This window comes from Sphingomonas panacis (assembly GCF_001717955.1).
Lineage (GTDB): Bacteria > Pseudomonadota > Alphaproteobacteria > Sphingomonadales > Sphingomonadaceae > Sphingomonas > Sphingomonas panacis.
Window position 1 is genome coordinate 3,232,074 of sequence record NZ_CP014168.1, and the last position, 20,441, is coordinate 3,252,514.

The following is a 20,441-nucleotide window of genomic DNA, read 5'->3' on the forward strand; positions in this document are numbered from 1 at the left end:
GCAAGAGGGCAAACCTCCGCGCCTTCCTCCGCGAGCACCTGCCCGCTGGACCGCGACTCTATAGCGCGCGGCGCCCCTGAAGGCAAGGCGAGGCCGGGCCGCGCAAGGCGCCGCACCGCAGCCCGATTCTATTCGGCCGGCGGCTGCCAAAGCTCGATCGGATTGCCTTCGGGATCGTGGACACGGGCGAAGCGGCCCGTCTCGGGTGTGTCCCACGCCGGGTCCGTCACGACGGGGATATCGGCGGCCCGCAACGTGGCAAGCAGCGCCTCCAGATCATCGACGCGGAAGTTGAGCATCCACGGCTTGCCCGCCGGCCACATATCGGTGTTCACGGCGAAAGGCATGAAAACCGTCGGCCCGGCCGCCTGTTGCCACGGCGCATAGCCCTCACCACCGACGCCCAGATAGGTGCGATACCAAAGCCGCAACGCATCGGGATCGTCCGCCCGGAAGAAGATGCCACCCACGCCGGTCACGCCCATCACGCCCTCCTCGACAGCCGCACGCAGCCTATCGTCTCCGCGTGGAAAGCAAAGGGGGAACGGTGCGTAGGCGCGGGTCGTCGATGGATCAGCGCTGCTGAGGCGCAAAAGGAGCCCTTCGCGCCGTCCGCCGCGAGCACCTGCCCGTTGGACCATGATCCGATAGCGTAGAATCCCTAGAGTGGCGTGGAAGCGTGGGTATCGCTACGCATGCTGCGCGGCACAGTCGCCGACCGCCGGAGGCGGCGGCGTCAAGCGGTGCTGCCGGCGCAAGCCGATATAATGGGTCGCAAAATAGGGGGTGGGGATGTTGCTGCGGTGCAAGCGAGGTGGTGTGATCGCCCTGGAGATTCGCGTCAGCACGGTGTTGCTCGCAAGGGCGCGGCGCGCGACCGACCGTCCAGTCGGGGCGGCGCTCGTCTCGGTCTAAGGTGGGGACGCAAGCGCGCGCCGCTTGCGTCCCGACCGGACTCGCCGCGCTTATCCCCGCGCGCGCTCTGCCTTCAGCTTCACTTGTCGCTCGACCAGTTCGATCGCGCGCTTGAGCGCGGCTTCGATCGACAGGAAGCTCGTGTCGAGCAGCGCCGCGTCGTTGGCGGCGACGAGCGGCGCGCTGCTGCGCATCGAGTCGCGCTGGTCGCGGGCGCGGATGTCGGCAAGCACCTTGTCCATGCTGACGTTCGAGCCGCGATCGCGCAGTTCCGAATGGCGGCGGCGCGCGCGGATGGTCGGGGTCGCCTTGACGAACAATTTGGCGTCCGCCTCGGGTGCTATCACCGTGCCGATGTCGCGGCCGTCGAGGACAGCGCCGCCGGGCTGGTTGGCGAAACGACGCTGGCGGTGGAACAGCGCCGCGCGCACCAGCGGATGCGCCGAGACGATTGAAGCACGCTTGCCGGTCTCGTCGTCGCGCAAAATGGGATCGTCTAGCAACGCCTCATCGAAATCACATGCGGCGACCGCATCCGCCTCGATCGCGGGATCGAGATCGTGCCGCGCGACGTTGGCCGCGACCGCACGGTAGAGCAGCCCGGTATCGAGATAGGGCAGGCGGTAATGGCTGGCGAGCGCGCGGGCAATCGTGCCCTTGCCCGAGGCGGCGGGTCCGTCGACGGCGATGATCATGCCGGCTGCATTGCGTTGGTGCCACGCAGCTTGTCCAGCGATTCGAAGAAGATCGGATAGCTGGTTGCGATCGGGGCGGCGTCGTCGAGCGTGAGCGGCGCCCGCGTATAGAGTCCGGCGACCGCCATGCTCATCGCAATCCGGTGATCGAGCTGGGTGGCGACGGTGCCGCCGCCGGCAATAGCTTCGCCGCCATTGCCCTGTACCGCCAGGCCGTCCTCATATTCCTGCGTTTCGACGCCACATGCGCCGAGGGCGGCGGCCATCGCGGCGATCCGATCCGATTCCTTGACGCGCAGCTCATGCGCACCGCGCGCGACGGTGCGGCCTTCGGCGAAGGCGGCGGCGACGAACAGGATCGGATATTCGTCGATCATGCTCGGTGCGAGTTCGGCGGGCACCTCGATCGCCTTGAGCTGGGCGTGGCGGACTCGCAGATCGGCGACCGGCTCGCCGCCGACCTCGCGTGGGTTCAGCTCGGTGATGTCGGCGCCCATCATCCGCAAAGCGGTGAAGATGCCGGCGCGGGTGGGGTTGAGGCCGACATTCTCGACGATCACATCCGAACCGGGCACGATCGTCGCCGCGACGACGAGGAAGGCGGCGGAGGAGGGATCGCCCGGCACGACGATCCGCTGCGGCTTCAGTTCGGCCTCTCCGGTGATGGCGATGATTCGGCCGGCAGGGCTGTTCTCGACCTCGACGGTCGCGCCGAAACCGCGCAGCATCCGCTCACTATGGTCGCGCGTCGCGATGGGTTCGATGACGCGGGTGATACCGGGGGTGTTGAGGCCGGCGAGCAGCACCGCCGACTTCACCTGCGCCGATGCGACGGGGAGCGTATAGTCGATCGGGATCGCGGGGTTGGTGCCACGCAGGATCAGCGGCAGCCGGCCGCCCGGATAGGACGTGAAGCTCGCGCCCATCCGCGACAGCGGCTCGATCACCCGGCCCATCGGGCGTTTGGTGAGAGAGGCGTCGCCGGTGAAGGCGGCGGTGATCGCGTGGCTCGCGATCAACCCCATCAGCAGCCGGGTCGAGGTGCCGGAATTGCCCATCTCGAGCGCGCCCTGCGGCTGGAGCAGCCCGCCGACGCCGACGCCGTGGATTCGCCAGATGCCATCCGCGCCACGCTCGATCTCAGCGCCCATCGCGCGCAGCGCGGCGGCGGTGGCGAGCACATCCTCGCCCTCCAGCAGCCCCTCGACGCGGCTTTCGCCGACCGCGAGCGCGGAAAACATCAGCGCGCGGTGACTGATCGATTTGTCGCCGGGCACGGCGACACGACCGCGCAGCGGGCCGGAGGAATGGATTTGGCGGGGCGTGGGATTGGGATGGGGCATCGGGGCCGGGCTTTTGACAGCGCCCTTGCGCTATGGCAAGGCGCGCGCCACTTTGACGGGGTCCACCCCCAGGGTTATCCGAAGTTTGAAAGGTCCAAACGGCACATGATTAAGCCGGAATGGGGCACGAAGCGATCGTGCCCGAAGTGCGCAACGCGTTTCTACGATCTCGGTAAGGACGATCCCGTCACCTGCATCGAATGCGGGTCGACGTGGGAGCCGGAGCCGATCCTCAAGTCGAAGCAGCCGCTGCCGTTCGATTCGCCCAAGCCCGAAGCGTTGAAGAAGGACGACGATCTCGCCGGTGACGACGAGGCGCTGGACATCGGCGAGGACGAAGAGCCTTCGCCCGACGACGAAGTCGATCTCGGCGGCGACGACGATCTCGGCGTGGAAGCGCCGACCGAAGACGAAGAACACTGATCTCGTAAAAAAAATGGCGGCAGGCGGCGATTTCGCCGCTTGCCAAGCCAGCGACGCCCCGCTAGTGGCGTCGCCTCCCGAGACCGAAAGGTCTGGACGAATGGGGCCGTAGCTCAGCTGGGAGAGCGTTCGCATGGCATGCGAAAGGTCAGGGGTTCGATCCCCCTCGGCTCCACCATTCCTCCTTGATGTCACGAGACGTTTGGTGATCGGGGTTTGATACCCTGAAAGTTGCCCTGGTGCAGGGCGAACGATCGCGGCCTAAAGCGAACGATATCGCGGGTCATTTCCGCGGTTGTCCCCCAGGGTTTTTATTCCGCCCCCTTAATGCTCGTAGCCGTCTTTGATCCGGCGATTTTGCGCTGTTGGTCGTTCGCGAGCCCGTCCAGGCCAGCGCATCGCCGCATTTGCCTTGTGGCGGCCGAAAATCTTTCGGGCCCGCGCATTTGCAGCGCTGAAACATGTCCAAGCCGCAGTCGCGCATTGCTTCGAACAAGATGCAATTCAGCCGGTCGTATGCCCGTCAGAGTTGGTCGGGATCAGGACGCCGTGGACCGTGTCTCACCGCGTGGTGCAGCTTGGTGGCGTAGCCGCATCGATCTCCGGTCGGTCCGGGCTGGGGCCGCAACGCCGCAATGTTCCGGCAATCGACACGAACGAATGCGGTCGTGCCCGACGAAGGCGAACCAACATCGAAACGACGCTCTCTGCCGCGTTGCAGGTCTATCGGTGCAGGCTCCTGCCGTTGCGTCTGCCCAGGCAAGCAACGCGCGTTTGCGCAGCGAGGCCAGGCCGGTTCGAATACTGCTCTACAATAAGGAACCCAGAATGCGCTTGCCCATCTCTTCGCTCGCCGCGCTGGCTACGGCCACACTCGCGCCGGTCGCCGCCTCCGCCCAAATCGCATCCGCACCCGTGTTGATCGACGGCACCGTTCTGGAGGTGGTCGCCGAGGGCAGGACCACGCGTGCGCCGGATCTGGTAACGATCAACACCGGCGTCGTGACCCAGGCGCCAACCGCGACCGCCGCGCTGACCGACAATGCCGGTCGTGTTCAGCGCGTCGTCGCCGCGCTCAAGGCGGCAGGTGTGGCCGATCGCGACATCCGTTCGGCCAACATCTCGCTCCAGCCGCAATATCGATATGCCGACAACACGCCGCCGGTGATCACCGGCTACCAGGCGTCGAACACGATTTCGGTCAGGTTTCGCGATATCGCCCGCGCGGGCACGCTCCTGGATGCGCTGGTACGCGAGGGTGCAAATCAGATCGACGGTCCGAATTTCCTGATCGAAAAGCCCGAGACGGCGCTCGACGAGGCACGCGCCTATGCGATGGCGAAGGCCAATGTCCGCGCCGCGCTCTACGCCCGCATCGCTGGGTTGCGGGTCGATCGCATGCTGTCGATCTCGGAAAATCCGGCCGCGAACGCCCCGATCGCGATCAGTGCGATGCGCGAGAACATGGCCGGCGCGGCCTCGGCGTCCGACACGAAGGTGATCCCCGGCGAGCAGGACGTGACCATACGTCTGTCGGTCCGCTTTCTGCTCAAAAAATAACCGCGCTAAGGAGAGGTCGGCGCAGTTAGGAGCGGTTCGCCGACAGGATCGCCCTCAGGATCGCCTCAGACCGCTTCTGGCCATAGCCGTGACCATAAGCGCTTGAGGTGATGGCGACCACCATGCGGCGGGTCGGGATGACGTATATCTTGTTCCCGCCATTTCCCGAGGCGAAGGATATTGCGATCGGTTTGCCATCGACCTGCAGGACCTTCGAATACCAGAGATAGCCATAGCCATCGGCATAGAGATCGTTGGCGATGGTGACCTTTGGTGCGAGCGAGTCCCGAATCCAGCGGGCGCTGACGATCCGGCGCCCTCGATACAGACCCTCCCCACGGACCATCTCGCCGATCGCGGCGAAGCTGCGCGCGGTGAGAGACAGATTGCCCTGGCCTTTGGTGTAGCCTGCCGAATCCGCGTCCCAGCGCCAGCGACGGATGCCCAGCGGTGCGAACAGTGCGGTTCGGGCGAAATCCGCCATCGTTTGGCCAGTCGCCTTCGCGACCACGACGCCGGCGGTGTAGGCGGTGAGCGAATTGTACCGATAGCGTGATCCCGGTGGATCGGCACGGGGAACGGTGAGCAGGAACGCCAGCGGATCGGGCGCCGCATCGAGTTTGTCCTCGTTGCCCGGCGATGCTGGATCCTCGTCGAACGCGGCCAGCCCGGACCGCATCGTCAGAACATCCTTGATGGCGACATCACCGATCGCGCTGCCCCTGGATTCGGGCCAATAGGTGGAAATCGTATCGTCCACCCCGTGTATCTTGCCCCGGTCGATCGCTATTCCGGCCAGGAGTGACGTCACGCTCTTTCCAGCAGACCGTACGTCATGAAGCGTGTCTGCCGTCTCGCCATTGTAATAGCGTTCCCCGACCATGCGACCGTCGCGCAGCACCACCACCCCGCGCAGATCGGGGTGCGGGTCGTGGTCGAAGGTCGCCAGGAGCGTGTCGAGTGCGGGATCGATGCGGGACGGCGCCGACGCCGCGCACAAGGCGACGGCGCCGAGCGCGATGCCGATGGCTTTAAGGTGAATCAAGAGCGAGGTTCCTGTATGGAGGCAGGGTCTTACTGGCGCGTGGCAGCGTCCGCGTCTTGTATCCGCGCAACATCGCGCGATCTGCGCCACTGCGCGGGTGTGGTGTCGAGACGGGAGCGAAAGGCGCGGGTCAAATGGGCCTGATCGACGAAACCAGCCGATTGTGCGACCGCGGCGAGCGAGGCGACGCCCTCCCCGAGCATCGCCGCTGCGCGTTCCAGCCGATGTCCGCGCAGATACTCGCCAGGCGAACACCCGAGAAAGCGTCGAAATACGCGAGCAAGATGAACCGGATGCACCCCGGCGTCCGATGCGACCGCGGCAACGGACATATCGGGATCGTGGCTCGTGAAGATCATCTCGACGGCACGGTTGAGCCAGCTTGGCGGCACTTGGGCCGACCGGGCCTCGTCGGATGAGAGGGGCGATATGGCGGCGTGAAGCTGCAGGGCATTCGCTTCCAAACTGAACGGCGTCGCTGCGTCGATGTCGCGTGCGATGCCGTGAGCCAAACGGTGGGCATAAGGATCGCGCAGACAGAGTGCGGCGGCTTCGGGGCCTGTGCCGCCAGAGATGGCGACGAAGCGGCCCTTGCCGCCATGAAACCGATCCTGATGCGTCGTCCCCGGCGGATTGTAGATCAGGACGGGCGTATCGGACACCAGCGGAGCGCCGACCGCCGACGACATATAGCCGCCGGCAAGCACGAGGACGAAATGCGCCTCCTCGTGGCTATGCCGCTGAACTTCCTCCTCAGGGGCGTTCGCGTTCAGCAGGTGGAAGCTGAAGCCCCCGGCCTCTCGGCCCTCGGGGCCGCTGCCCCAAAAATCCATCCTTGCCCGCCTGAGAACCATTCGTGGCCCTTGCCACGCGCTCGACCACTTCGCCACGTATACAGGCCGGCGAAATGCGCCGGATACGGATTTCTTGGCGTCTTGATCGCCCGGAGAACGGGACGCTCTCACTTATCCGCAACGCCACAATGTTCCGGCAATCGACCGGGGGGAAAGGCAGTCGTGCGGCCTAACCAAGGCCAAATCGAAAGGTATCTTGATGAAGCTCTTCTCTCTCGTTGCAGGTCTGCTGGTGCTGGCGCCCGCCATCGCTTGTGCGCAGGCGCGTGACGTACACGACGCGCCGACATTCGGCGGGATCAAGGTCGGCGCCGACATCGACTACCGCTGGATGGAGGCCGAATATTCCCTCCCACGCATTGCATCGGACATCGATCGGAAGAAGGGCGGTATCGGATACCGGGCCCATGTTGGATATGATGCCCAGATCGGCACTATGATGGTAATCGGCGCCGAGGGCGGCATTGGCCGGGGCGGAAAGACGCTCTCGGTCGCCAGCGTCACGGGCGACTATTCGATCAAGCCAAGCTGGAGTTGGGACATCTCCGGCCGCGTCGGCGTGCTCGCCGCTCCCACTGTCCTGCTGTACGGCCGTGTCGGATATAGCTGGCTGCGGGTCCGGGAAAAGACGGACTTCCGTGCGATCACGTCGAAAGATCTCAACACCAGCGCAACCGAGAAGGGGTTTCTCTACGGCGGAGGAATCGAGACGGCCGTCTCGCCGGGGCTGTTCGTCCGTGCCGAATACAACCGGATAAACTACCATGATGGCCTGAAGACATCGCGGGCCTCGCTGGGGGTTTCGGCCGGATTCTGAGACTCTCCCTTCATAATGCGCTAACTGGCCGGGGGCGCACGCGCGCCCGGCCGGGATCGGCGTACCGATTACCAGGCTTGGGACTGAAGAATGCGCATATTGCTGATCGAGGACGAAGCCGGGATGGCGACCGCGCTTCGCACGGTCCTCGAGCGCGAAGGTATTGTCGTCGACCACGTCGCGAACGCGGCGGATGCGAGGGAAGCGGCACGATCGGGAACCGCCGATCTGATCCTGCTGGACCGGACGCTGCCCGATGGGGACGGGCTGGCGCTGATCCCCGGCATTCGCCGCGATAGTCCCGGTGTTCCCATCATCGTGATCAGTGCCCGTGGAGACGTCACGGATCGGGTATCCGGTCTCGACACCGGGGCCGACGATTATCTGCCGAAGCCGTTCGCGATGGAGGAAATGCTCGCGCGGGTTCGCGCGGTCAGGCGCCGCCCCGCGAGCGTGTCGGTCCAACTCGTCCAGCTCGGCAATCTCGCCTACGATCTCGCCAATGACGAGGCCACGGTTGACGGTGATCGCCTGAATCTTCCCCGGCGCGAGTTGCTCGTGCTCGCGGCGCTGATGCGGCGACGTGGCCGCACGGTGCCGCGCAACGCGCTCGAAGACGCGGTTTACGGGTTCGACGACGAGATCCAGTCCAACACGCTCGATTCGCATGTCTCGCGGCTGCGCAAACGCCTGTCCGAAGCGGGCGGCGCGGTCGAGATTCATGCGATCCGGGGCGTCGGCTATCTGCTTCGTCAAACGCCATGATCGTCGCCAGGCCGAAATCGCTGAAGCGGCGACTGATCGTCCGACTTCTCGCATTCCAGCTGGGGATTCCGTTCGTCCTCGCCATCGTCTTCGCGATGTGGCTGAGCCGCGCCGATGACGGCGGCATCCTGATGACACCGAAGTTCGCGAGAGTCGCTGCGACCGCGATCCATCGCTCCCCCGACGGCAGGTTGCGCGTCGAGGAAACGCGAGACCTGGCGGAGATGCGTCGAACCGCCCCCGATTTCTGGTTCATGGCGCGCAGCGGCCGGGGTGAAATCGTCGGTACTGGCAGCGTTCCCGCCGCATATCGCGAATTCGGCCGCTATTTCGAGGCGGGGAAACCGGTCTTTTCCGACGGGGCGACGCCAAGCCGCATCCCGCTTGTGGTCCTTTGGAACATCACGGGTCCGGCCGGCGAGTTCACGGTCATGGGCAAAGGGGACACGTTCAGCGCCACGTTCATGGTCCTGCTGTTGTCGAACCTCCTGCTGCTTCCGATCCTGGGTTTGATAACGATCGTGACGATCGCGGTTACGCCATTCATCGTCCGCCGCGCCCTGGCCGGGCTGAGCGTGATCGCCGAGGAGGCGCAAGGCATCAACATCGACCGCCGTGGATCGCGGCTGCCGGTCGCGGACATACCGTCGGAGGTCGTGCCGCTGGTTCTCGCGGTGAACGGCGCACTCGAGCGCCTCGACCAGGGATATGAGCGGCACCAGCGCTTCATCGCGGATGCCGCGCACGAACTGCGGACTCCGATCGCGATTCTCCAGGCCAAGATCGAGGCGGCCGATGCGCCGGTCGTCGCGTATGCCTTGAGCCGCGACGTGGCTCGGCTGGCGACGCTGACCGAACAGCTCCTGGACATCCAGCGCGCCGACCGGGGCGCGCCGATGGCGCCTGTCGATCTTGCCTCGCTCGCGCGACGGGTCATCGGCGACCTCGCGCCGCTCGTCATCGCCAGCGGCGGCGAACTGGCCGTGGTCGTGGTGCGGAACGGTTCCGTGCTCGGCGATGCGCCTGCCATGGAGCGCGTCCTGGCAAATCTGGTCCAGAACGCGATCGAGCACGGCGGACGCATGGTTACGATCCATGTCGATGGCCCGGTGATGGAGGTGGAGGACGACGGCCCCGGCATACCCGAGGAGGAACGGGAGCGGGTTTTCGAGCCGTTTCATCGGCTCCGGGCGCGTCAGACCGGCGCTGGCTTGGGCCTGAACCTGGTCCGACAGATCATGGATCGTCATCGTGGCCGCGTCGAGGCGCACGATGCGCCGAACGGCGGAACGATCATGCGGCTGGAATTCGTCGAACGATAAGCCTGGCCCTGTTCTCACCTCGTCGCCTCATAGCGTCGACCGGGGGCGTGCGCGGCGAGCGAGGCGCCGGAGAAACGATCCGGGTCGCGCGAACGCGATACGACGCGGAACGCTGACGGTGACAACGGCGCCTCCGGCTTCACGGTTGGCGAGCGACAGTGTCGCCGAGATCGCGTCCGCGCGCTCACGCATGCCGGGCAGCCCGAAATGCCCTTGCAACCACCCGTTCCGCAGCACCTCGGGAGCGAAGCCGCGGCCGTCGTCGGCGATCGTCAGGACCAAATTCCGGCGCGTGAACGCGACCGACAGCGTGGCCTCGTGCGCGCGCGCATGGCGGACAACATTGGCGAGCGCCTCGCGCGCGATTGCGGCGAGTTCGTCCGCCACCGGATCGCAGATGGGTTCGGGATCGCCCAGTTCCAGCACGGTGACGGTCGGCCCGTCGGCAACCTGATCCGCGATGCCGCGCAACATCTCGGACAGGGTCCGGGTCCGTCCCGCGCCACGCAGCGCGCGGACCTTGTCGCGGCTTTCCACCAGGACGTCGTCGCCGCGCTCCAGTGCCGCTTCCATCAGGCTTTGCGTGTGGCCGTCCGGCGGCAGGATGTTGGCGACCGCCTGAAAACGCAGCATCAGCCCCTGCACGCCCTGAAGCAACGTATCGTGCAGTTCGCGTGCGATCCGTTCGCGCTCCGCGACCTGCGCGGCGATGAGGTTGCGGGTCCGCTCCGCGCGCACGCGTTCGCGGGCGCGGAACACGAGCGCCACGAGCGTTGCCACGAGCAGAACCGCGATCAGGCGGAACCACCAGCTTTGGTAAAAAGCCGGGGCGATGGTGAGCGCGACGGTGGCGCCAGTCTGGTTCCACACCCCGTCGGCATTCGCGGCGATCACCTGAAACACCCACCGGCCTGGCCCGAGATTGGTATAGGTCGCCTGACGCCGTGGTCCCGGGTCGATCCAGCCTTCATCGACCCCGGACAGACGGTAGCGAAACCGCACGCGTTCCGGGTCGAGCAGGCTCAGCGCCGAATAGTCGATTTGCACGCGTCGCGTTTCTGCCGGCAACGCGAGTTCGGGCGCTGGTGTTCGTACCATTCCGTCCGTCGTGATCGACCGGATCACCACCGGCGGCGGCAGCGGATTGCGCAGCCGACGATCCGGATCGACCGAGGCGACGCCCTGGCTTGCGGCAAGCCAGATCCTGCCGTCGCCGCTGCGCAGTGCGGTTGGATAATTGGCGTCCTGTTGCGCCGCGCCGGGTAATCCATCGGCGGTGGTGAGCAGGCGGTAGGCGAGCGAACCATTCCCCGCAGTGGCGACCGCCGCGACCGTGGTGAGCACCACGCCCCGCAAGCCGTTGATCCACAGCCCGCCGGATGGCGTCTGCGCGATGCCGGTGACGCCCGCCAGCACGGGAACCTGATCCGAGGTGAGGCTGGTGAAGCGCTTTCCGTTACCGATCGCGATGCCATTGTCGCCACCGACCAGAACAGGGCCACCGGGATGCGCCGCCGGAACGACGAGATTGATCCGGCCGACATCGATGCCGGCTTTGACAGGCGCGCAGCCACGGGGGGAGCAGCCGATCAGCCGGCTCGCCGCGAAGAACCACGCGCCGGCTCGCCCGCTGAAGGGGAGACGCAGCGCGCCGTCCAGCCGGGGATCGCCGGTCACGCGCCAGTGCCGCCACCCGCTCGGGGACAGCCTGAAGATGCCGCGACCGATGATCTCGATGACGGGCGTGCCGGATTCGTCACGCGCCCAGGCGTTGACGCTGCCGGGCAGGGGCGGCAGCGCGAGCGGCACCAGCCGGGTTCCGGCGAGCGCCAACAGGCGTCCGCCGTGCTCGACGATCAGCCTGTTACCGTCGGCCGCGATCAGGTCGGGGCTGGCCGGCAGGCGCAGCAGCGGCTGCAACGATCCGTCGGCGGTGGCGCGCGTCAGCATCCCGCGCGGCGTGGTGACATAGACGGCGCCATCGTCGAGCCGGGTCTGGGCGTAGGCGCCGTAGGAGATCGCACCGAGCGTATCGGCGCGCATCAGGATCGCCGGGCGGAAACGATCGAGACCGAGGTTGCTGCCGATCCAGATCGCGCCTTCGCGATCCTGAAAGATCGGGACGGCAGCGTTGGCGCTCAGCCCGTCGCGCGCCGTCCAATGCTCGACCCCGGTGGACGACAGGCGGCTGACCCCGCCATTCTCGTCGGTCCACCAGATCGCGCCCTGGCGATCGACCAGCGCACGCTTGATCTCGCTTTCCCGTCCGGCGAGCGTGATACGAATGTCTTTCAGGCCACTATTCCGCGAGATCCCGCCGGCGGTGCGCAGCAGGAGGACATGGCCATCGGGCGTTGCCAGCAGGCGGTCGCTCCGCCGCGCCGGTGTGACGGTGGCGAAGCCGCGGCTGCCGGGTGTACGCCGCAGGATCGCGGCATCGGTGCCGATCCACAGGCTCCCGTCTGGCCCGGCCACCATGCTGAAGACCTGGCCGGTGTGGGTTTGGTCGCGCTGGCCGAGCCAGTGCCACCGCGTGCCGTCAAACCGCGCCAAGCCATGATCGCCACGCGAGATCGCGGCCCAGAGCGTGCCGCCGCGGTCGCGCACGAACTGATGCACGCTGCCGCCGCGCGAGCCGAAGTCGGTCAACCGACCGTGGCTCAATCGCGCGATCCGCCCGGAATAGAAACCGATCCACAGATCGCCGTTCGGCAGCGCCAGCAGGGCGGTGATGTTGCGATCGGACATGCGGCCGGCACTTGGCCGCACCTCCTCGAAGCGGATGCCGTCGAAGCGGTACAGCCCGGCGCCCGTCCCGAGCCACAGAAAGCCGTCCGCCGACTGAGCGATCACCCACACGTCGGGCGGAGCGCCGTCCTCCAGTTTCCAGACGGTGTGGTGGAACTGCTCCGGCGCGGGGCTTGGCGCGGCGGCGCGGACGGGCGCCGCTGCCGCGAAGATCGCCAGCAAAACGACCAGCCGGAGACACCGCTCATACAGCCGCATACGGTTCGGAGCCGCGCTTCGGGTCACGAACCGACCATGTTTCAACCAGTCTCCTCAAAGGCCGCGAGCGGCGACACGCGTGCGATGCCGCGCCGGACGGGCCGGGCCAAGGTTATTTCGTAGAACACCACCACCCTGCACCGAAAATGTCAGAATAGAACAAGAACCGCTATCACCTGCGCCTATCATCGCGGCATGAGCCAGAAGCGTCCGGACGGAATTCGCGAGTATGACGAGCCAGCCGGTGGCTGGGGCGCGCTACAGGCGGTCGCGGCCGCGCTGAAGCGCGAGCAGGTGGTGGTGCAGGGCGTTCGCACGCTCCTCCAGAACAACCAGCCGAGCGGTTTCGATTGCCCCGGCTGCGCCTGGCCAGACCCCAAGCATACGTCCGCGTTCGAGTTTTGCGAGAATGGCGCCAAAGCGGTGACGTGGGAATCGACCGCCAAGCGCGTCCCGCCAGATTTCTTCGCGCAGCATAGTGTCTCCGAACTGTGGAAGCGGCCCGATCATTGGCTCGAAGGGCAGGGGCGGTTGACCCATCCGATGCGCTACAATCCGGCGACCGACCATTACGAGCCGGTCGCGTGGGACGAGGCGATCGCCGATATCGCGGCGCGGCTGAACGCGCTCGACCATCCCGATCAGGCGGAGTTCTACACCTCGGGCCGCGCGTCGAACGAGGCGGCATTCTTGTTCCAGCTCTTCGCCCGCGCGTTTGGGACCAACAATTTCCCCGATTGTTCGAACATGTGCCATGAGCCGACTTCGGTCGGGCTGCCGCAGTCGATCGGCATCGGCAAGGGCACGGTCAGCCTCGAGGATTTCGACCACTGCGATTTCATCCTGTCGATCGGCCATAACCCCGGCACCAATCATCCGCGCATGATGACCGCGCTGCACGACGCCGCCAAGCGTGGCGCCGCGATCATCGTGTGCAACCCGTTCCGCGAGCGCGCGCTGGAGCGGTTCCAGGCGCCGCAGGTGCCGCTCGAAATGGCGACGATGACGTCGGAGCCGATCGCATCGGCCTATTATCAGGTGAAGGTCGGCGGCGACGCGGCGATGCTCAAGGGGATCAGCAAGGCGCTGATAGACCTCGATCGCGCGGCGCGATCGGCGGATGCCGCGCCGGTGCTCGATCGCGCGTTCATCGCCGGGCATACCGCCGGGTTCGACGCGTTCGTCGCCGATCTCGACCAGACGCGCTGGGCCGATATCGAGACGGCTTCGGGGCTGACGCAGCGCGATATCGAGAGCATCGCGCGCGCCTACGCCAAGTCGACCGCGGCGATCGTCTGCTACGGCATGGGCATTACCCAGCACCGCACCGGCACCTGGAACGTCCAGCAGATCGCCAATCTGCTGCTGCTGCGCGGCAATATGGGGCGGCAGGGCGCGGGCATCTGCCCGTTGCGTGGCCATTCGAACGTGCAGGGTAACCGCACCGTCGGCATCACCGAAATCCCGTCGCCTGCGCTGCTCGCCGGGATCAAGGCCGCGTTCGGCTTCGATCCGCCGACCAAATTCGGCCATTCAGTGGTCCACGCGATCGCGGCGATGCGCGACGGCACCGCCAAGGCGGCGATCTGCTTGGGCGGCAATCTGGCGGTGGCGGCACCCGACCCGCAGGCGTGTTTCGCGGGCTTCCGTAAGCTCGACCTGGCGGTGTCGCTCGCCACCAAGCTCAACCGCACGCACCTGCTGACCGCGAAAGCCACGTACATCCTGCCGGTGATCGGCCGGACCGAACGCGACGCGCAGGCGAGCGGGGCGCAGGCGATCACTGTCGAGGATTCGATGTCGATGGTCCATGCTTCGCGCGGCTTCCTCACTCCGCCTTCGGGTGAGGTGCGTTCGGAGCCGTGGATCATCGGCCAGCTCGCCCGCGCGACGCTGGGCGAGCGCGTGCCGGTCGATTGGGAAGGGCTGGTCGGTGACTATGAGCGCATCCGCGACGGAATCGAAGCGGTGCTGCCCGATTTCGAAGGCTATAACGCACGCATCCGCCAGCCGGGTGGTTTCATGCTGCCCAATTCGGCGGCGATGCGGATCTGGAAGACGCCGAACGGCAAAGCCAATTTCCTGATCTTCCCGCATCTCGAAGAAGATCTCGACACCGACGAGCCCGATGTCCTGCGCCTCGCCAGCATGCGCTCGCACGACCAATACAACACCACCATCTACGGGCTCGACGATCGCTATCGTGGCGTGTTCGGCCGGCGCGACGTGGTGTTCCTCAGCCAGCGGGAGATGGACCGGCTCGGTTTCGCCGAGGGCGATCTCGTCAATGTCGAAACCGCGCTCCGCTTTGCCCACCCCGATCGCATCGTCCGCGCGCTGACATTGGTCCGCTACGACCTGCCCGACGGATGCTGCGGCGCCTATTACCCGGAGACCCAGCCGCTGATCGCGCTCGAGCATATCGATCCGCAGTGCCTCACGCCGTCCTACAAGTCGGTTCCGGTGCGGCTGCGGCGCGCGAGCGCGGACGACGCCGCGACGACGACGGTGGTGCGCGAGGGGCTGGTCGGGCGGGCATCGAATGGAGGCGGGTCATGAACCCGCTGCTGCTCTCGCGCCTCCAGTTCGCCTTCACGATGGGCTACCATATCCTGTGGCCGGCGTTCACGATCGGCCTTGCGTGGTTCATCGTCTTCCTCGGTATCGCGGGGTTCCGCACGCGCGATCCCGCCTACCGGCAGTTGCAGCGTTTCTGGATACGGGTGTTTTCGCTCGCCTTCGGGATGGGCGTGGTGACTGGCGTGGTGATCTCCTACCAACTCGGGCTCAACTGGTCGAACTACGCGCAGCGCACCGCCGACGTGATCGGCCCGCTGTTCGTGATGGAGGTGCTGACCGCGTTCTTCCTGGAGGCTGGATTCGTCGGCATCATGCTGTTCGGGCAGGGGCGGGTCGATGACCGGCTCCACTTCGCCGCCTGCGTGATCGTCGCGACCGGAACGGTGATATCGGCGTTCTGGATCATCGCGGCGAATAGCTGGATGCAGACCCCGACCGCCTTCACGACCTTGCCCGACGGGCGGTTCGTCGCGACGAGCTTCTGGGGTGTCGTGTTCAGCCCGTCGATGCCGTACCGCTTCGCGCATATGGTGACGGCGAGCTTCGTGACCGGATCGTTCGTCGTCGCCGGCGTATCGGCGTTCTGGCTGTGGCGCGGGCGGGACGAGGATCGCGCGGCGGCGCGCGCGAGCTTCTCGCTGGCGCTGTGGCTCGCGATGGTGCTGGTGCCGGTGCAGATGGTGATCGGCGACCAGCACGGCCTCAACACGCGGCAATACCAGCCGATCAAGCTCGCCGCGATCGAGGGGCGGTGGGAGACGCTCGGTCGCGCGCCGCTCAACCTGATCGCCTGGCCCGACCAGACGGCACAGAAGAACGCCTTCGCGATCGAGGTGCCGTTGCTCGGCAGCATCATCCTCACCCATTCGCTCGATGGCGTCATCCAAGGGTTGAAGACCGTGCCCGCAGCGGAGCAGCCGCCGGTGCTGCCGGTGTTCTTCGCCTTTCGCATCATGGTCGGCTGCGGGATGCTGATGCTGGTGATCGCGGGGACGGGACTCGCGCTGCGGCGGGGCGGGCGGCTGTACCGCGCGCGCTGGTTCCAGATGCTGTGCATGGCCGGCGTGCCGCTCGGCTTCATCGCGACGCTGGCGGGCTGGACGATCACCGAGGTCGGGCGGCAGCCCTATGTCGTGTACGGTCACCTCCGCACCGCGCAGGCGGTGTCGCCGATCGCCGGCGGGATGGTCGCCGGCTCGCTCGCGGTGGCGCTGGTGCTGTATAATCTGCTGCTGCTCGGCTTCTTTTGGTACGCCGGGCGGATGGTGCTGAAAGGCCCCGCCGATCCGGCGCCTGCCGCGCCGGTCGGGCGGCCGGCGGGGGCGATCGGGTTCGGCGCGACGACGGACAAGGCGAAGTGATGCCGGGTTTCGACTTTCCCACCTTCTTCGCCTGCGCCGCCGGGCTCGTCATCGCCTTGTACGTGACGCTCGACGGGTTCGATCTCGGCGTCGGCATCCTCTTTCCGCTCGCGCCGCGCACCGCCGATCGCAACGTGATGATCCGCTCGCTCGCGCCGATGTGGGACGGTAACGAGACCTGGCTGGTGCTGGGCGGGATGGTGCTGCTGGCGGGCTTCCCGACCGCCTTCTCCATCCTGCTTCCCGCCTTCTATATTCCGCTCGCGCTGATGCTGTTCGGGCTGGTGCTGCGCGGCATCGCGTTCGAGTTCCGGGCGCAGCGCGGCGTGTTCGAGATCGCCTGGTCGGCGGCGTTTTCGGGCGGATCGGCACTGGCGGCATTCTGCCAGGGCGCGATCCTCGGCGCGTTCATCGACCGGCGTATCACCGTAGTCGATGGCCGGTTTGCGGGTGGATCGTTCGACTGGTTCGGCATCTTCCCGGTCGCGACCGGGCTTGGTGTGGTGGCCGGCTATGCGTTGCTTGGCGCCGGCTGGCTGATCTGGCGCACCGGCGGCAGCACGCAGGTGTTCGCACGCGAGATCGCGCGCCCGGCGCTGCTGGCGACTGGCGGGGCGATCGCGCTGGTCAGTATCTGGACCCCGCTCAGCCTGCCGCAGATCGCCGCGCGCTGGTTCACCTGGCCGGGATTGCCGCTGCTCGCGCCGTTGCCGATTCTGGCTGGTGCGGCGTGGCTGGCCGCGTGGCGTGGATTATGGTCTGCACGGCGACAGTGGCTGCCGTTCGCGGCGTCGATCGTGCTGTTCCTCGCCGCCCTGGTCGGGATCGGCGTCAGCATATGGCCCGCCGCGGTCCCGGGCGCGCTGACGATCTGGCAAGGCGTGTCGCAGCCGCGCACGCAGATCATCGTGGCTTGCGCGCTGGTTCTCATCGTGCCGGTGATCCTCAGCTATGTCGCGTTCAGCTATTGGGTGTTTCGCGGCAAGGTCGAGGATCAGGAGGCGGTGTATTGACGGATGGTGCGCGGATCAGGTGCGCTGCCAGATCCGGGTCCATACCAGCGTGGTCTCGCCGACGAGCTTTCGGAAGAGCCGGGTGAGATGCGCCTGATCGGTCAGTCCGCATGCTCAGGCGATCTGGCTGAGCGAACCGGTGGTCGTCACCCTAATCCGCTGCGCGCGCTCGATCCGTCTGCGTGTTATGAACGTGTGCGGCGTGTCGCCGTGCTGATCTTGAACGCCCGACAGAAATGGCCGTTGCTGAGCCGGGCGATGTCCGAAAGGCTACCGACCGACTATCGCGCTGCGGCGATCGTCGCCGCGCTTGGCCCCGCCGGCTGATCGCCCCCAACCTTCGTATCGGTATTTCCGGCGCGCTCGCATGAGCTAGATCGGACCCAGGATCTTCCGAGGAGTTATCGTGATGTCGACCAGAGCGTCCGTGGATGCGCAAAAACCGCCCGCGAAGCCGCTGACCTATGGCGTCACGCTGGCGATGGCGGTGGCGACGGGGATCGGCGTCGCCAACATCTATTACAACCAGCCGATGCTCGGCATCATCGAGCGCGACTTCCCCGGCACCGCGGCGGGGATGATCCCGACCGCGACCCAACTGGGCTATGCCGCCGGGCTGTTCCTGCTCGTGCCGCTGGGCGATCTGGTCGAACGCAAGCGGCTGATCCTGATCCAGTTCGGCGTGCTCGCGCTGGCGCTGGTCGCGGCGGCGGCGGCGCCCACGGTCGGTCTCGTCATCCTCGCCTCGCTGCTGGTCGGCGCGGCGGCGACGGTCGCGCAACAGATCGTGCCCTTCGCCGCGCATCTTTCCGCGCCCGAACGGCGTGGTGCGACGGTCGGCGTGGTGATGTCGGGGCTACTGTGCGGCATTCTGCTCAGCCGCACCTTGGCCGGCTTCGTCGCGACGCATTCGGGATGGCGGGCGATGTTCTGGCTCGGCGTGCCGATGGCGGTCGCCGCCGCTGCCCTGATGGCGCTGCGCCTGCCGCGCAGCCATCCCGATAGCGGTCTGCGTTATGGCGCGTTGTTGCACTCGCTTGTCGATCTGTGGCGTGAGTTCGGCGCGCTGCGGCTGGCGGCGGTGACGCAATCCTTGCTGTTCGCGGCGTTCAGCGCGTTCTGGACGATCCTCGCGCTGCGCTTGCAGGAGCCGCGCTTCGCGCTGGGCGCCGAGATCGCCGGGCTGTTCGGGGTCGTCGGCGCGGTCGGGATTCTGGCCGCGCCGATCGCCGGCCGCATCGCCGACCGGCGCGGGCCGCATCAGGTGATCGCGCTCGGCGCTGTGCTGACGCTGGCGTCATGGGTGGTGTTCGGCCTGTGGACGTCGATCGCGGGGCTGGTCGCGGGTGTCATCCTGCTCGATTTCGCGGTGCAGAGCGCGCTCGTCTCCAACCAGCACATCGTCTACGCGCTGCGGCCCGAGGCACGGTCGCGGCTCAACACCATCTTCATGGGCGCAATGTTTCTTGGCGGCGCGGTGGGTTCTGCCGGTGCGACGATCGCGTGGAACGCCGACGGCTGGAGCGCGGTGGTGCTGCTCGGCGGTGGCTTCGCGCTGGTCGCGGCCGCATTACAACTCGTCAGCCTGCGCGGGAGGGCCTGATCGATGCGGATCGTGATCGCCGGAGGCTCGCTCGCGGGCCTGTTCGCCGCCGGACTGCTGCGGCGGGCCGGGCATGAGGTTCACGTCTTCGAGCGGTCTCGTGGTGGCCTCGCCGGGCGCGGTGCCGGGCTGGTCCCACAGGAGGAGGTGTTCACCGCGCTGCGCGCGTTGTCGCTCGACCATCTTGCCACCATCGGCGTGGTCGCGCGCGAGCGGATCTTCCTTGATCTCGACGGCAGCGTCGCCGGGCGCGTGGCGACTCCGCAAATGCAGGTTTCGTGGGACCATCTCTACAGCGGGCTGCGCGATCTGCTCGGCGAGCGCGACTATACGCTCGGCCGGGCGGTCGCGCGCGCCGGGCAGGGCGATGGCGCGGCGTGGCTGGAGTTCGAGGACGGCGGCCGCGAGACCGCCGATCTGGTGATCGGCGCCGACGGTGTCGGCTCGGCGGTGCGCGCGGCGGTGATCGGCCTGGAGCAGCAGGCGCGCTACACCGGCTATGTCGCATGGCGCGGGCTGATCCCGGAGGACGCATTGCCTGCCACGGCGGCGGACGTTCTGCTCGACCGGTTTGCCTTCTATACTGGCGAGCGTGCGCAGGCGCTCGGCTATGTCGTGCCGGGTCCGGCGGGCGAACTCGAACCGGGCCGGCGGCGCTATAATTGGGTCTGGTACCGCCGCGCCGACGATCTCGCGGCCACGCTCACCGACCGCGCCGGGCGCGCGCATCCGTTTTCGCTGGCACCGGGACAACTTACCGATCAGGCGCGCGACCGGCTACGGCGGGACAGCGCGACCTTGCTGCCGCCGCAGTTCCGCGCCGCGCTGCTCGCCGAACCTGATCCGTTCGTTCAGGCGATCTTCGACTACGAGGCGCCGCAGATGGTGCGGGGCCGGCTCGCGCTGATCGGTGACAGCGCGTTCGTGGCGCGGCCGCATACCGCGATGGGCGTCGCCAAGGCGGCGGGCGACGCGCTCGCGCTGGCGACGGCGCTCGCGGCGCATCCGGCCGAGCCGGCATTGCAGGCCTATCAGCAGGCGCGGCTGTGGAACGGGCGGGCGATCGTCGATTACGGTCGCAAGCTGGGCGCCTTCATGGCTTGACGTATCGGCTGGCGATGTGCGGATTGTCCAAATCT

At 67.0% G+C, this 20,441-nt stretch carries 17 protein-coding genes and 1 tRNA gene; 12 read left to right on the forward strand and 6 right to left on the reverse strand.

Annotation, left to right across the window (positions count from 1 at the left end; all coding sequences use genetic code 11):
- Nucleotides 1–128 precede the first annotated feature (128 nt).
- From J0A91_RS14800 to aroA, 3 genes are all read right to left on the reverse strand, one after another.
- On the reverse strand, nt 129–485 hold the full coding sequence (locus tag J0A91_RS14800) for a VOC family protein (protein ID WP_069205549.1): 357 nt from the start codon (nt 483–485) through the stop codon (nt 129–131).
- Nucleotides 486–965: 480 nt separating this feature from the next.
- The gene (locus tag J0A91_RS14805) at nt 966–1,610 is read right to left on the reverse strand and encodes a (d)CMP kinase (protein ID WP_069205550.1); all 645 of its coding nucleotides are present in this window, start codon (nt 1,608–1,610) and stop codon (nt 966–968) included.
- Entirely contained in the window at nt 1,607–2,953 is a 1,347-nt protein-coding gene (gene aroA, locus J0A91_RS14810; RefSeq protein ID WP_069205551.1) for a 3-phosphoshikimate 1-carboxyvinyltransferase, read from the reverse strand. The genes J0A91_RS14805 and aroA overlap by 4 nt, the downstream gene beginning before the upstream one ends.
- A gap of 105 nt (nt 2,954–3,058) precedes the next feature.
- Here aroA and J0A91_RS14815 point away from each other — a divergent pair, with 105 nt between their 5' ends.
- The 3 genes from J0A91_RS14815 to J0A91_RS14825 all read left to right on the forward strand — a co-directional run bounded on the left by J0A91_RS14815 (nt 3,059) and on the right by J0A91_RS14825 (nt 4,936).
- Nucleotides 3,059–3,376, forward strand: a complete 318-nt coding sequence (locus J0A91_RS14815; RefSeq protein WP_069205552.1) for a TIGR02300 family protein — start codon at nt 3,059–3,061, stop codon at nt 3,374–3,376.
- 102 nt (nt 3,377–3,478) lie between these two features.
- Nucleotides 3,479–3,554 (forward strand) — tRNA-Ala (locus J0A91_RS14820).
- 650 nt (nt 3,555–4,204) lie between these two features.
- The gene (locus tag J0A91_RS14825; RefSeq protein ID WP_069205553.1) at nt 4,205–4,936 is read left to right on the forward strand and encodes an SIMPL domain-containing protein; all 732 of its coding nucleotides are present in this window, start codon (nt 4,205–4,207) and stop codon (nt 4,934–4,936) included.
- A gap of 25 nt (nt 4,937–4,961) precedes the next feature.
- Here J0A91_RS14825 and J0A91_RS14830 read toward each other — a convergent pair whose 3' ends face one another.
- Both J0A91_RS14830 and J0A91_RS14835 read right to left on the reverse strand, forming a co-directional pair.
- Nucleotides 4,962–5,981: a serine hydrolase domain-containing protein gene (locus tag J0A91_RS14830; protein WP_206364910.1), complete on the reverse strand. Its 1,020-nt coding sequence runs from the start codon at nt 5,979–5,981 to the stop codon at nt 4,962–4,964.
- A gap of 29 nt (nt 5,982–6,010) precedes the next feature.
- Complete coding sequence (locus tag J0A91_RS14835; RefSeq protein ID WP_338056882.1) at nt 6,011–6,643, reverse strand: helix-turn-helix transcriptional regulator; 633 nt, start codon at nt 6,641–6,643, stop codon at nt 6,011–6,013.
- A 391-nt stretch (nt 6,644–7,034) separates the two neighbouring features.
- Here J0A91_RS14835 and J0A91_RS14840 point away from each other — a divergent pair, with 391 nt between their 5' ends.
- The 3 genes from J0A91_RS14840 to J0A91_RS14850 all read left to right on the forward strand — a co-directional run bounded on the left by J0A91_RS14840 (nt 7,035) and on the right by J0A91_RS14850 (nt 9,739).
- Entirely contained in the window at nt 7,035–7,652 is a 618-nt protein-coding gene (locus J0A91_RS14840) for a porin family protein (RefSeq protein ID WP_069205555.1), read from the forward strand.
- Between the two features lie 90 nt (nt 7,653–7,742).
- On the forward strand, nt 7,743–8,417 hold the full coding sequence (locus J0A91_RS14845) for a response regulator transcription factor (RefSeq protein WP_069205556.1): 675 nt from the start codon (nt 7,743–7,745) through the stop codon (nt 8,415–8,417).
- Nucleotides 8,414–9,739, forward strand: a complete 1,326-nt coding sequence (locus tag J0A91_RS14850; RefSeq protein ID WP_069205557.1) for a sensor histidine kinase — start codon at nt 8,414–8,416, stop codon at nt 9,737–9,739. Before J0A91_RS14845 ends, J0A91_RS14850 begins: the two co-directional genes overlap by 4 nt.
- Before the next feature lie 27 nt (nt 9,740–9,766).
- Here the strand turns inward: J0A91_RS14850 and J0A91_RS14855 are convergent, their stop codons facing one another.
- Nucleotides 9,767–12,790 carry a sensor histidine kinase gene (locus tag J0A91_RS14855; RefSeq protein ID WP_169833150.1) on the reverse strand — a complete coding sequence of 1,008 codons (3,024 nt, stop codon included), beginning with the start codon at nt 12,788–12,790 and terminating at the stop codon, nt 9,767–9,769.
- Nucleotides 12,791–12,940: 150 nt separating this feature from the next.
- Here J0A91_RS14855 and J0A91_RS14860 point away from each other — a divergent pair, with 150 nt between their 5' ends.
- From J0A91_RS14860 to J0A91_RS14885, 6 genes are all read left to right on the forward strand, one after another.
- Entirely contained in the window at nt 12,941–15,304 is a 2,364-nt protein-coding gene (locus tag J0A91_RS14860; protein WP_069205559.1) for an FdhF/YdeP family oxidoreductase, read from the forward strand.
- Nucleotides 15,301–16,686: a cytochrome ubiquinol oxidase subunit I gene (locus J0A91_RS14865; protein WP_069205560.1), complete on the forward strand. Its 1,386-nt coding sequence runs from the start codon at nt 15,301–15,303 to the stop codon at nt 16,684–16,686. The genes J0A91_RS14860 and J0A91_RS14865 overlap by 4 nt, the downstream gene beginning before the upstream one ends.
- Nucleotides 16,686–17,699 carry a cytochrome d ubiquinol oxidase subunit II gene (locus tag J0A91_RS14870; RefSeq protein WP_069205561.1) on the forward strand — a complete coding sequence of 338 codons (1,014 nt, stop codon included), beginning with the start codon at nt 16,686–16,688 and terminating at the stop codon, nt 17,697–17,699. The genes J0A91_RS14865 and J0A91_RS14870 overlap by 1 nt, the downstream gene beginning before the upstream one ends.
- Nucleotides 17,700–17,786: 87 nt before the next feature.
- A complete protein-coding gene (locus J0A91_RS14875) occupies nt 17,787–18,026 on the forward strand; it encodes a hypothetical protein (RefSeq protein WP_150126926.1) in 240 nt (79 codons plus the stop codon).
- 82 nt (nt 18,027–18,108) lie between these two features.
- Nucleotides 18,109–19,302 carry an MFS transporter gene (locus J0A91_RS14880; RefSeq protein WP_069205563.1) on the forward strand — a complete coding sequence of 398 codons (1,194 nt, stop codon included), beginning with the start codon at nt 18,109–18,111 and terminating at the stop codon, nt 19,300–19,302.
- Between the two features lie 3 nt (nt 19,303–19,305).
- Nucleotides 19,306–20,406, forward strand: a complete 1,101-nt coding sequence (locus tag J0A91_RS14885; RefSeq protein ID WP_069205564.1) for an FAD binding domain-containing protein — start codon at nt 19,306–19,308, stop codon at nt 20,404–20,406.
- The last annotated feature ends 35 nt before the right edge of the window (nt 20,407–20,441 follow it).